Source organism: Undibacterium sp. GrIS 1.2 (assembly GCF_040544435.1).
Taxonomy (GTDB): domain Bacteria; phylum Pseudomonadota; class Gammaproteobacteria; order Burkholderiales; family Burkholderiaceae_D; genus Undibacterium.
This window is the reverse complement of record NZ_JBEONP010000017.1, coordinates 1-13,043: the sequence shown is the minus strand read 5'-3', so window position 1 is coordinate 13,043 and position 13,043 is coordinate 1. Positions and strand designations below refer to the sequence as shown.

At 46.4% G+C, this 13,043-nt stretch carries 12 protein-coding genes; 3 read left to right on the top strand and 9 right to left on the bottom strand.

Annotation, left to right across the window (positions count from 1 at the left end):
- Nucleotides 1-77: 77 nt before the first annotated feature.
- Complete coding sequence (xth, locus tag AAKU61_RS09400) at nt 78-842, bottom strand: exodeoxyribonuclease III (RefSeq protein WP_354331628.1); 765 nt, start codon at nt 840-842, stop codon at nt 78-80.
- A gap of 248 nt (nt 843-1,090) precedes the next feature.
- Nucleotides 1,091-2,590 carry a leucyl aminopeptidase gene (locus tag AAKU61_RS09395; RefSeq protein ID WP_354331626.1) on the bottom strand — a complete coding sequence of 500 codons (1,500 nt, stop codon included), beginning with the start codon at nt 2,588-2,590 and terminating at the stop codon, nt 1,091-1,093.
- 48 nt (nt 2,591-2,638) lie between these two features.
- Between AAKU61_RS09395 and lptF the strand changes: the two genes are divergently transcribed.
- The 3 genes from lptF to AAKU61_RS09380 are packed head-to-tail and all read left to right on the top strand — an operon-like array spanning nt 2,639 to nt 5,287.
- Nucleotides 2,639-3,781 carry an LPS export ABC transporter permease LptF gene (gene lptF / locus AAKU61_RS09390; RefSeq protein WP_354331624.1) on the top strand — a complete coding sequence of 381 codons (1,143 nt, stop codon included), beginning with the start codon at nt 2,639-2,641 and terminating at the stop codon, nt 3,779-3,781.
- The gene (gene lptG, locus AAKU61_RS09385) at nt 3,778-4,908 is read left to right on the top strand and encodes an LPS export ABC transporter permease LptG (RefSeq protein ID WP_354331623.1); all 1,131 of its coding nucleotides are present in this window, start codon (nt 3,778-3,780) and stop codon (nt 4,906-4,908) included. The genes lptF and lptG overlap by 4 nt, the downstream gene beginning before the upstream one ends.
- Before the next feature lies 1 nt (nt 4,909).
- Nucleotides 4,910-5,287: a sirohydrochlorin chelatase gene (locus tag AAKU61_RS09380; RefSeq protein ID WP_354331621.1), complete on the top strand. Its 378-nt coding sequence runs from the start codon at nt 4,910-4,912 to the stop codon at nt 5,285-5,287.
- Nucleotides 5,288-5,352: 65 nt separating this feature from the next.
- Here the strand turns inward: AAKU61_RS09380 and cobA are convergent, their stop codons facing one another.
- The 7 genes from cobA to AAKU61_RS09345 all read right to left on the bottom strand — a co-directional run bounded on the left by cobA (nt 5,353) and on the right by AAKU61_RS09345 (nt 12,352).
- Complete coding sequence (gene cobA, locus AAKU61_RS09375; RefSeq protein ID WP_354331619.1) at nt 5,353-6,072, bottom strand: uroporphyrinogen-III C-methyltransferase; 720 nt, start codon at nt 6,070-6,072, stop codon at nt 5,353-5,355.
- A 15-nt stretch (nt 6,073-6,087) separates the two neighbouring features.
- Nucleotides 6,088-7,428, bottom strand: coding sequence for a sulfate adenylyltransferase subunit 1 (locus tag AAKU61_RS09370; protein WP_354331617.1), 1,341 nt, complete (start codon nt 7,426-7,428; stop codon nt 6,088-6,090).
- A complete protein-coding gene (gene cysD / locus AAKU61_RS09365) occupies nt 7,428-8,363 on the bottom strand; it encodes a sulfate adenylyltransferase subunit CysD (protein WP_354331615.1) in 936 nt (311 codons plus the stop codon). Before cysD ends, AAKU61_RS09370 begins: the two co-directional genes overlap by 1 nt.
- Before the next feature lie 73 nt (nt 8,364-8,436).
- Nucleotides 8,437-9,174, bottom strand: coding sequence for a phosphoadenylyl-sulfate reductase (locus AAKU61_RS09360; protein WP_354331613.1), 738 nt, complete (start codon nt 9,172-9,174; stop codon nt 8,437-8,439).
- A complete protein-coding gene (locus AAKU61_RS09355) occupies nt 9,171-9,704 on the bottom strand; it encodes a DUF934 domain-containing protein (protein WP_354331611.1) in 534 nt (177 codons plus the stop codon). The genes AAKU61_RS09360 and AAKU61_RS09355 overlap by 4 nt, the downstream gene beginning before the upstream one ends.
- Before the next feature lie 131 nt (nt 9,705-9,835).
- Nucleotides 9,836-11,542, bottom strand: a complete 1,707-nt coding sequence (locus AAKU61_RS09350) for a nitrite/sulfite reductase (protein WP_354331609.1) — start codon at nt 11,540-11,542, stop codon at nt 9,836-9,838.
- A gap of 36 nt (nt 11,543-11,578) precedes the next feature.
- Entirely contained in the window at nt 11,579-12,352 is a 774-nt protein-coding gene (locus AAKU61_RS09345) for a sulfite exporter TauE/SafE family protein (protein ID WP_322119648.1), read from the bottom strand.
- Between the last annotated feature and the right edge of the window lie 691 nt (nt 12,353-13,043).

The following is a 13,043-nucleotide window of genomic DNA, read 5'->3' as shown; positions in this document are numbered from 1 at the left end:
TTGCCATGAGCGCCGTATTTACAACAAACTCGCGTCAAAACTATCTTGAAAAGCGCATCCTTCATCAGCTCAAATCCTTAATCCAGGGTTGCAATCACCGGTGCGTGGTCAGATGGTTGCTCCCATTTACGCGGTACTTTGTCGATGACGCAAGCGGTGCAACGTGCTGCCAGCGGCGCCGACAACAGAATATGGTCGATACGCACACCTTTGTTCAAGCGGAAACCCAACTGGCGATAATCCCACCAGCTAAAAGATTTATCTGCCTGTTCAAACATTCTGAAACTGTCTTTCAGACCCAGATCAATCAATGCTTGCAACGCGGCGCGCTCCGGTGGAGAGACTAAATTCATCCCTTCCCAGGCAGCGGGATCATGCACGTCCCTATCTTCGGGGGCAATGTTGTAGTCACCCAGTAGGGCTAATTGAGGATATTGTTGTAGCTCTTGTTGTATCCATTGATGCAGTGCGGCGAGCCAGCTTAATTTGTAGGGATATTTCTCCGAGTCCAGCGCCTGTCCGTTCGGCACATAAGCACAAACGATGCGTATCCCTTCGATCGTGGCGGCAATGATGCGTTGTTGCTCATCAGGGAACAGCGGATTGTTTTTCTGCACATCACTCATCGCATGGCGCGAGATGATGGCGACACCGTTGTAGGTTTTTTGTCCAGTAAAAGCCACGTGATAACCCGCAGCCTCAATCTCCGCCTGCGGAAATTTATCATCCGTGAGTTTGGTTTCTTGCACGCAGACGACATCGACGGGATTGCTCTCTAGCCAGGTTAATACTTGCGGTAAGCGAACCTTAAGGGAGTTAACATTCCAGGTGACTAATTTCATGATGGATATCCTGCTACAAGGTTAGGTGGTTGGTGTGGTTGGCGTAATGTTGACGTTGTCTGACTACAGAGTTATTAATGAGTCGAAAAACGCTAAGTTTAACGAAGACCTTAAGTACAAAATAAAGTGCAAAATAAAATACTAAATAAAAAGCGTGCAATGCTAAGGCAAGGCACGCTTTTCGTATTTTCGTTCAAACTAGGGAAGGCGTTGTTTTCTCAACGAACTCCCTTCAAACTCCGACGGATTTAGCCAGCACGATTGATTAAGAACATTGTCAGCAGAGGAACTGGGCGACCAGTAGAGCCTTTGGCTGCACCTGATTTCCATGCTGTACCAGCGATATCCAGATGCGCCCAAGTATATTTCTTGGTGAAGCGTTCAAGGAAGCATGCTGCAGTAATACTGCCGCCAGCCGGACCACCGATATTCGCCATATCAGCAAAATTTGATTTCAGTTGCTCGTTATAAGCTTCTTCAATCGGCATACGCCATGCGGTATCACCGGTTTGTTTACCAGCGGTCAGCAATTCAGTCGCCAGCGCATCATGTGCCGCGTCATGGCGTGTGAACAAGCCAGTGTTGTGATGACCTAAAGACGTGACGCAAGCGCCGGTCAGTGTTGCGACGTCAACTACGGCGGATGGTTTGAAACGCTCGGTGTAAGTCAGTGCGTCGCACAAAATCAGACGACCTTCTGCATCTGTGTTCAAAATTTCTATCGTTTGACCAGACATGGATGTAACGATATCGCCCGGACGTGTGGCACTGCCAGAAGGCATATTTTCGCAAGTTGGGATGACTGCGACGACATTCAGCTTCAACTTCATTTCGCCAATCGCACGCATAGTACCGAGGACAGAGGCCGCACCACCCATGTCGTATTTCATTTCATCCATACCGGCGCCGCCTTTGAGCGAGATACCGCCGGAGTCAAATGTAATACCTTTACCGACCAGCACGGTTGGCGCATCTTTGGCTTTGCCGCCCATGTGTTTTAACACGATGAACTTTGGTGGTTCGACAGAGCCATTGGTGACTGACAGAAAGCTATTCATTTTGAGCGCTTGCAATTGCTTGCGATCTAATACTTCTATGCCCATTTTGTAATCGGTAGCGATTTTTTTCGCTGTCGTTGCAAGATAAGTTGGCGTGCAGATGTTGGGAGGCAAATTCCCCAATTCTTTGGTTAAATCCATGCCGTTTGCCAGCGCAATGCTTTGTGCCAGGGCATTTTTTGCAGCAGTTGCTTCTGCTGCATCAACGCCGAAAGCGACTTTTTTAACGCCAGTGCTTGTCGTATCTTTTTTGCTTTTGAGGCCGTCAGCACGGAAAATCGATTCGTGGAAAGCGAGTACAGCAGTGCGTATTACCCAAGCAGTGTCACGCTCTTTGACTGATGGCAGAGCTAGTGTTGCGTCATTTGCGCCTAGATTTGCCAAAGCACGTGCAGCGGCATTGACTGCCTGCGTGAACGCTTTTTCTGATATGGTGGCGGCTTCTTCGCCTAAACCAACTAGTAAAACACGTTCTGCTGAGACGTTGGCAACATTGCGCAGTAATAATGATGAGCCGATTTTGCCTGTGATGTCACCGGATTTGAGTGCAGCAGCGATGTCGCCTTTGCTATCTAATGCGGAAGCTGAGGCGGATAATTTTTTGTTTTCGAATACGCCTACAACTACGCAGCCAGTTTTGGTGGCATTCACAGTGCTTTTGGCGTCGAATGTTTTTATGCTAAAGTCCACGTATTACTCCTCTTTGTAAGTCTCGTAAAAACGATATTATAACCCTCCATGATTTTTCAGCGCGCGCTTCGACGTGAATTACTCAGTGCCGCAGGCGCTGTCTTCACCATTCTCTTTACTATTACCGTTACCTGGATGCTGATCAAGATACTTGGATTGGCTGCGGGCGGCAAAGTAGCGTCCTCGGATGTCATCCAGTTGATCGGCTTCTCCGCTTTGCAGTATCTTCCGATTTTATTAATTTTAACTAGTTTCATTTCAGTGTTAATGGTGGTCACGCGAACTTATCAAGACTCAGAAATGGTGGTCTGGTTTGCCTCTGGCGTGAGTTTGACGAAATGGATTGCACCGGTATTGCGTTTCGGTGCTCCCATCGTTGTGTTGACTACGTTGCTCAGTTTTATCGCAACGCCATGGGCGAATCGCCAAAGTACTGAGCTTAAAGAGCGGTATGAAAAACGTGAAGACATTGCCAAAGTAGCGCCAGGTAAGTTCCAGGAATCTGCATCGACAGACAGGATCTTTTTTGTAGAAGAAGTTGCTGGCGATTTAAGCAAAGTACAGAATATTTTTATTAATACCTTCAAAAATGGACGCTCCAGTATTGTGGTCGCCAAAGAAGGGAAAGTAGAAATTGACTCCAAAGGGGATAAGTTTTTGGTGATGAGTCAAGGTCGGCGTTACGATGGTCTGGCAACTGAGCCAGATTTTCAGATGATGCAGTTTGAGCGATATGGCGTTTTAGTATCGGGACAAACGAAAGCTGAAGCTGGTGATAAGTCAGCCAAGTCACTTTCTCTGCAACAGTTATTAGAAGACCCCAATAGTTTTAACCAGGGTGAGCTGTTGTGGAGGGTCTCCTTGCCGCTGATGTGCGTGGTGTTATTGCTGTTAGCCATACCTTTAGGCTTTGTTAATCCTAGGGTAGGGCGATCAGCAAATGTCATCGTCGCTCTGTTACTGGTCATTATGTATCTCAACTTTATCAATATCATGCAAGCGTCAGTAGTACAGGGACGTTTTGGTTTTAATCAGGCTTGGTGGCCGGTTCATTTGCTGACATTAATCTTGGTTGCATTTTTATTTTCATGGCGCTTATACGTCAACAGTAATGCCCATCCGCTGGTACTCTGGTCTAAATTTAAATGCGCTTTGCGTAGAGATAATAATAAAAAGAAGTGCATGTCATGAGAGTACTACAACGTTATTTTGGCGCAGAAATTATCCGGGCCGTGTTATTCGTCATGCTCGCCCTGCTATCCTTATTCGCTTTTTTCGATTTGATGGGAGAGCTGCAATCGATTAATAAAACGGGTTATCGCTTACCACAGGCTTTGTTTTATGTTGTGCTGGGTTTGCCTGGCTACTTGTATGAATTTATGCCAATCGCAGTATTGATCGGGACAATTTATGTATTGTCACAGTTTGCCTCGAATTCTGAATTTACCATCATGCGCGCTGCCAGTATGTCAACGGTAATGGCGGGTACGATGCTGGCAAAAATTGGTTTGGTATTTGTAGTTGTAACATTTATATTCGGTGAATTTATCTCTCCGGTAACGACCAAATTAGCCGAAAAAGTCAAACTCAGCGCACTTGGTGCTGCGGTCACTCAGGAGTTTCGATCCGGTTTATGGACTAAAGATTTGATTCGTGAACATGGATTGACCGGCAATATTGTCGGATCCCGATTTTTGAATGTGAAAGAAGTTCTTCCTAGAGGCCAATTGCTTGGGGTTAAAGTATTTGAGTTTGATCAGCAGTTTCACCTGACCAAAGAAGTAGTCGCTGAAGAAGCGGAATATATGGGTGCTAATGTCTGGCGGGTGAAAAACGTCAGTGAGACCTCTTTCCCCAAGAGTTTGTCTATGCAGGATATCTCTAGCGTATCGACTGTTAAGCGTGCAAGCATGGATGTAACATCAGAAATCACGCCAGATATTTTATCGGTCTTGCTGGTTGATCCAGACCGCATGTCTGCCTACGATTTGTCTGCTTATACCAAACATTTGTCCGACAATAAGCAAGGCACAAAACGTTATGAAATCGCGTTCTGGAAAAAAGTGACTTACCCATTTGCGATTCTTGTCATGATGGCGCTGGCTCTCCCGTTTGCTTATTTGCATGCGCGTAGCGGTGGCGTTAGTCTGAAGATATTTAGCGGCATTATGATTGGTATGGTTTTTTATCTGACCAATAGCCTGTTTTCACATGTCGGACTATTAAATACCTGGCCAGCTCCAGTGACTGCATTAGTCCCCAGTGTTTTATTTTTATTGATGGCGATGGCAGCCCTTTGGCGAGTTGAGAGAAGTTGATATGACGAAAGTAATAAAAAAAGCCCAGATTTTATTCGCGCATGGTGCACGTGATCCACGTTGGGCAGCACCTTTTCAACGCTTGCAGCAAATGACTCAGGTCAGTTTGCCCGATGTCACGGTTGCCTTGGCGTTTCTAGAATTTATGACGCCGAGCTTGCCAGATTTGGTCAAGCAGATGGTCGATAATGACATTACAGAAATAAGCATCGTGCCTATTTTTTTGGGACAGGGCGGTCATGTTTTACGTGATTTGCCGATATTGCTTGATCAGCTAAGATCGGACTATGTTAGCTTGACGATTAAGGTCGCAGAAGCTGTCGGTGAGGACGCTATGGTGTTAGCTGCAATTCGTGACTACTGCATTAAGTCGATGTAATTTAAGGTGTGGTTGAACTGGGTGTGCGGCTAGTGCTAGGGGCAGCGGCAGGCTCAGATTCTGGACTAAGTTTGGCTGGATCTACTTTTCATCGCTTCACCTATCATCACCAGTACCGGGCCTTCGCAATCGCTAAGACCATCTTCTAATTCTTTTAATTGCAGTCGCAAAATACGCTCTTTTGGACGACTGCAATTTTCTATCACGACGACTGGTAAGTCCGGTTGATAGCCTGAAGCCAGCAATCTCTGTGCTGTTAATGCAGCTTCTTTGCCGCCCATGTATTGAATCAAGGTATCGCATTCTGGTATGCGAGTATCTGATGTTTCGCCCGGTGCTGTGCTGGAGGTAAAGAATGCAACGCTGCGGGCGATGCCACGTTTTGTTAATGGCTGGCAGGCGCTGGCTGCGGCGGCAACGGCAGTGGTGATGCCAGGCACAATGGCATATTCAATACCCGCTTGCTCCATAGCCGTAAGCTCTTCATCGGCACGCCCAAACAACATAGGATCGCCGCCTTTAAGACGCACCACAAGGCCGTAGTGCTGTGCACATTCAAGGATTTGTTGATTGATTTGCGATTGTGCGGCAGAGCGTTGGCCACTACGTTTACCGACTGAAATTTTTACCGCTTGCGGGCAAAGTGCCAGCATTTCTGGCGTTACCAGGGCATCATGCAAAACAACCTCTGCTTGCGCCAGCAGGCGAGCACCGCGTACGGTAATGAGGTCGGCAGCACCGGGGCCAGCACCAATTAAATAAACTTTGCCACCCGGTTTCTGCATAATAGTTTTGTCAGCTTAGACTGTAGATTCAGTTAATTTGATCATACCAGCCGCCACTGTCTGGTGGGTCACTTCATCAATTAAAATAAACGCACCAGTCGAACGCAAATCATCGTAGGCATCGACTGCCAATGGCTGCGCCACGTTGATCGTGACGGTAGCTATATCATTGAGTTTTAGCGTTGTTGCAGTGCGTCGCTCCTGCGTGTTGATATCTAATAAGGTATCAATCGCCGTTACCTTTGCCGCTACTTGTTTGGTCGTATGTTTAATCCAATATTTGCGGCCAATATCCATCGCATCTTCTGATAACCAGCATAAATCGGCTTGCAATGTTTTAAGCTGAGTTGCGGGGCGACTAGCAGAGGCCAGCATGTCACCGCGTGAAATATCCAGATACTCGTCCAGCAAGATCGTCACAGACTGACCAACCACCGCAAATGGTAAAGAACCATCCAGTGTCAAAATCTCTTTGACGGTCGCAGATTGTCCGCCAGGCTGTACTACTAATTTGTCACCGACGCTGACTTTCCCAGCTTCGATTCGACCCATATAGCCACGGAAATCATTGGCTTCATGACCGTTATGACGCGCTACCAGTTGTACCGGAAAACGGAACGGCTCGTCATGGCAATCGTCATACACGCTGAGTGATTCCAGTAACTCAATCAAGGTCGGGCCTTGATACCAAGCCAGCTTATTACTCGCCGTAACGACGTTATCACCAGCCAACGCAGAGAGCGGAATCGGGTGAATATCTTTCAGGCCCAATTGCTGAGCGAATGTTTGGTAGGCAGCGACGATGCGATCATAAACAGTTTGGTCGTAATTAACCAAATCCATTTTATTTACAGCAACAACCACATGTTCGATTTGCAGCAAGTGCGCAATAGTGGAGTGGCGTTTGGTTTGTGTGAGTAAATCCACGCTGCCGTCATCACCTAATTTGACCTTAGAAACGTCAATCAAAATGATCACAGCGTCAGCGGTGGATGCACCTGTCACCATATTGCGCGTGTATTGCTCATGTCCCGGAGTATCGGCAATAATGAACTTGCGTTTCGGCGTTGCAAAATAACGATAAGCAACGTCGATCGTAATACCTTGTTCACGCTCAGCTTCTAAGCCATCGGTCAGCAAGGATAAGTCAATGGTGTCACCGACAGTACGTTTATGTTTGGCACGTGACATGGCATCTAACTGATCAGCAAAAATACCCTTACTGTCGAAGAGTAAGCGACCAATCAGCGTACTCTTGCCATCATCGACTGAGCCTGCGGTGATGAAGCGTAGTAGCCCGCGTTCTCTGGTAGCGTCAGCTAAAATGGGTGCCACAGCCGTATTCAAAGTAGCCATTAGAAATATCCTTCTTTTTTACGTTTTTCCATTGAGGATTCTGATGTCTGATCATCCATGCGGGTTGCACCGCGCTCAGTGATTTGGGTAATCGCTGTCTCTGCAATGATGGCATCTACTGTCGCAGCGTCGGATGACACCGGGCAGGTGCAAGAGATATCACCGACGGTACGGAAACGAACCACTTGTGTTTCTACCGTCTCGCCATCGCGTGCTGGTGTCAACTCTGTCAAAGGGACTAATAAGCCATTACGTGGAATAACCTGACGCTCATGAGCAAAATAAATGGATGGCAATTCCAATTTTTCACGTGCGATATATTGCCAGACATCCAGCTCAGTCCAGTTAGAAATAGGGAACACACGCATGTTTTCGCCAGGATGGACGCGAGTGTTATACAAGTCCCACAACTCTGGTCGTTGCGCTTTTGGATTCCATTGGCCGAACTCGTCACGGAAGGAAAATATCCGTTCTTTTGCACGTGCTTTTTCTTCATCACGGCGCGCACCGCCCATACAAGCGTCAAATTTATGTGCCGCGATGGTTTCTAGTAGCGTCACAGCCTGGGCTGCATTACGAGAATCGGTTAAGGGATTCCGTAATCGTACGGTGCCGCGTTTGATCGACTCTTCCACCGACCCGACGATCAATCGCTCACCCAGTTCAGCTACTTTTTTGTCGCGGAAAGTGATGACCTCGGCAAAGTTATGACCAGTATCAATATGCACTAAAGGGAAGGGGAATTTCCCCGGGCGAAAAGCCTTCTCTGCGATACGCAGCATCACAACAGAATCCTTGCCGCCAGAAAATAGTAAGGCAGGATTGGTGCACTCAGCAGCGACTTCACGCATGATATGGATGGCTTCGGATTCTAGCCAATCCAGATGGCGATTACTCGCTGCATCGATAAATTGTTTTTCCATGACTGTATTCATAATCTTCTTTTGACTGTTGGGCTATGACTTTTGAAATACTACTGCTTAGCTATCACTGTTTATTTATCTATCTTCAGGCAATAGATTTAATTCTGATGAGCTTGCCATCAACCACATGTAAACCACATTCTTTTGATTCAGGATTTTCCCACCACCAGCGGCCTGCGCGTACATCCTCCCCAGGCGTAATTGCGCGAGTACACGGCTCACAACCAATTGATGGATAGCCTTTGTCATGCAAAGGGTTATAAGGCACATTATTACTGCGAATATAGTGCCAGACATCTTCCTCTGACCAATCGGCCAAGGGATTAAATTTTTGCATACCATGCGCCGCATCATCTTCTTGTACAGCGAGTTCTGTACGCGTTGCTGCTTGAGAACGGCGCTGTCCTGTCACCCATGCTTTATTGCCTGATAATGCGCGATTAAGCGGTTCTACTTTACGGATACGGCAGCATTCTTTGCGCATTTCTACGCTATCGTAAAACGCGTTTAAACCATTTTGCGCAACGTAATTTGCAACTGCTTCTGGTTCGGGCTTAAATAAATGAATCTCAGAGCCATAGACTTCTTTGATCTTGTCTAGCATGCCTAAAGTTTCTGCATGCAAGCGACCTGTTTCAAGCGAAAAAATACCGATGGCAAGTTTGTTGCGCAAGATCAGATCGGTCAGCACCATGTCTTCTGCCGCCAGACTAGAGGCAAACACAGCCGGGGAAAATTCTATAGCGATGCGTTGTAGCGTGGCCTTAGTGTCTGACAATTTATCCGACAATTTATCGGCTAGCTCATTTGTAAAATCGCTCATATTTGCTCCGTAGTTCTATGCTCACGACGGAATAGCGGATTCTTCTCATCCCATGAGGTCTGATACTTTTCGCTGAAGTCAGTCAGACCTTTGATCGCGTCTTGAATACTGCGATCTTCACGCGTTGCAAAGGCATTAAATCCAACACGCTGCATATAAAATAACTGGTCACGTAACACATCACCGATTGCGCGTACTTCACCTGTAAAACCAAAACGTGATCTTAAATTGTAGGCAATCGAGTAACCACGGCCATCCGAAAATTTAGGAAAATCAACTGCCACTAACTTGAACAGTGATAGATCCTCTTTTAATTCCTTCGCTTGTTCATCACTACCAAACCAGATGGCAATATCTTGCGATTCTTGCTGACGTTTAGCCAATGATTCACGTTGCAATTGCCATACTTTTAGCGGCACAATGACTTTGCCCGTTGGAATGGCGACAGCATCTGGCGTCTCGCCCTCAGCCAGGCGTAATACTGCCCAGTCGTCCTGAACGATGGTCTTATCTTTGATTATTGCACGCATATAAATTCTTTCTCAAAAATATAGGACTTACGCAAAACTGCCCCAACTGCGTTGCAGCTCCTAGCTGTACTAAAGTACTATCTTCGTCGCTACGCCTTGCTGGGACAATTTTACATAAGTCCTAAAGTAGATCAGTACGACACTGCCGCACCAGCATCTTCGCCGTAATGTTCCAGCGTTTTGATCGGTGTGGCATAGACATATTCTTTAAACGGCACAATACCTAAACGCTGAGCTGTATCTATAAAACGTTCGTTCTCAATACGATCACGCAAATACACCTGAATAATCCGTTCGATTACTTCTGGCATTTGTCCAGCTGAGAACGAGGGGCCGATGATTTTACCAATCGCAGCTTTGTTGCCCTGCGCACCACCAATCGAGACCTGGTAAAACTCGCTACCATCTTTGTCCACACCCAAGATGCCAATATTGCCGATGTGGTGATGACCGCAGGCATTAATACAACCCGACATGTTGAGTTCTAAATCTCCGATGTCATGCAGATAATCGAGGTCGGCGAAACGGTCTGTAATATCGAGAGCAATAGGAATCGATTTTGCATTTGCCAGCGAGCAAAAATCACCACCCGGGCAGCAAATCATATCGGTCAATAAGCCAATATTCGGTGTTGCCAGTCCATGCGCTTTTGCTTCTTGCCAGAGCGCGAATAAGGCAGATTCCTGCACATCAGACAGCACGATATTTTGTTCATGTGTGACGCGTAGTTCGGCGAAGCTATAACGATCGGCCAGATCCGCCATAAAATCCATTTGCTCCGCAGTTGCATCACCTGGCGGTACGCCTGGCTTTTTCAAAGACAAGACTACGCTTGCATAGCCCGCAACTTTATGTGGTTTGACATTACGTTTTACCCAATTAGCGAAGGCTTTATTGTCCTGCTTATGTTGTTCATAGCTAGCATCAGTTGCAGGCAATGTGGCATAGGCGGGCGTACTAAAGTAAGACGCAACACGCTGCAATTCTTCTTTTGTCAGAGTCGCTGGACCATCCTTGATGTCAGCCCATTCCTCTTCCACTTGCTGGGCAAATATATCAGCGCCGATGGCTTTTACCAGGATTTTGATGCGCGCTTTGTACTTGTTGTCACGGCGACCGTATTGGTTATAAATACGCAGGATCGCTTCCAGGTAAGTCATCACGTGTTGCCACGGCAAAAACTCACGGATCACGCTGCCAAGTATCGGTGTGCGACCCATGCCGCCGCCAACCATAACTTTAAAACCGACTTCACCTTGCTCGTTATGCACCACCGTTAAGCCGATGTCATGCACCGCAATCGCAGCACGATCTTCTAAGGAACCATTGATGGCGATCTTAAACTTACGCGGTAAATAAGCAAACTCAGGATGGAAGGTCGTCCACTGACGCAAAATTTCTGCATAAGGACGTGGATCAATGATCTCATCCGCAGCAACGCCGGCAAATTCATCCGAGGTGATATTACGCATGCAGTTACCGGATGTTTGAATGGCGTGCATTTCTACCGATGCCAGTTCTTCTAAAATGGTCGGCGTTTCTTCCAGTGTGATCCAGTTGTACTGGATATTTTGACGTGTCGTAAAGTGGCCATAACCGCGATCGTATTTACGTGCGATGTGGGCAAACTTACGCATCTGGGTAGAAGACAACATTCCGTAGGGTACAGCTACACGTAACATGTAGGCATGGCGCTGCATGTATAAACCATTTTGCAAACGTAGCGGTAAGAACTCCTCTTCCGTCAATTCGTTCGACAAGCGGCGACGTACTTGATCGCGGTATTGAGCGATACGTTCTTTGATAATTTGATGATCGTGTTGATCGTAGCGATACATTGTGAGGTCCTAAAAAAATACGCTCAAAATTACAGTTTAAAGAACCAGCTTAGCGGCAACAATAGTTAAGGTTGTCGCTAACAGTCCACGCAAAAATTTTTCCGGTACGGCACGCGCCGCCATGGAGCCTATCGTAATGCCAGGCAATGAACCTATTAACAAGGTGCCCAGCAACTCCCAGTTGATTGATCCTAACCACCAGTGACCGACGGCAGCAATGGCAGTCAGTGGCACCGCATACGCAATGTCAGTCCCGGCAATGTGCGCAGCAGACATCCGTGGGTACAACATCACTAGCAAGGTCGCGCCAATTGCACCGGCGCCGATAGAGGAAACGGTTACCAAGGTGCCCAGCAAAACGCCAGAAACGATAGTCGCCGCAGCCAATTGCGTACCTTGCAATTGCTTCTCTGGATGGCGATTAAGCCATGCCAGCATTTTAGACTTAAACAGTAAGGCGACCACGGTCAACAGCACCGAACCGGCAATAGAATAACGAATAATCTGACCGATTTCTTTATCCAGAGCGCCAAAATGTTTCAGGCTCAGCGTAGCAATCAATGCTGCCGGAAGGGCGCCGTAACACAGCAAGCGCACCACATGCCAGTCCACTGTGCCACGTAAGCGATGGGTAAAAGTGCCGGTCGCTTTAGTAATCGACGCAAATGCTAAGTCGGTACCGACCGCAACGGTGGGTGACACGCCAAACAGCAGAGTCAACAAAGGTGTCATCAGCGATCCGCCACCAACGCCAGTCAGCCCTACCAAAATACCTACTGCAAAACCGGACGCTACATAGCCTAAATCCATACTACCCCGTTCATATCACCATGTTGAAAGTAACAGCATAGTAAAGAATCTGAGCCTTAATCCAAACTACTTAGTCTTTATTTGCTTATATGTAGTTTTGACATATGGATAGACGTTATTTGTATAAATATATTTTTAACGGTCGTTTAGAGAAAACAGATGTGCTGAGGTAGAGGTGGGCATGCAAGTTTGAGTGATGATGACTATATTTTTAAGCATACTCACATGGAGTAAATTTTTATTGTCCATACTTTCATTGGATAATTCAACGTATTTTGTATTTTTAGAGGGGAGTATATGAATTATTAAATAATAAAGCGACTCAAGAAATGATCTGTTTAAAAAATACCCAATGGTGACAAAAGACTGAAGAGAGATGACGAAGGCGTGCGATCGTTGGGTGCTGAATATCTCATGCTTTAAGTATTAGTTTTGTCGAAAAATTTTACACTTAGTTTTTTGTTCGAGAATAATCCTGACTAAGTTATTGATTTAAATAATTATTTCTTTTGGGCATGTTTATTGCTTTGAGGTAATTGTAAGACATTTAAAGTTAGCTAACCTCCAGAAAGAAAAAAATGCGTTTTTTGAATAAATTGAGGTTCTTGCAAAACGAAACACCGGAGAGTAATTTTATTGCGAGAAGCGCAAAATAGATGAGAAAGGAGCGGCCATTTCTGGCAAGATGAAA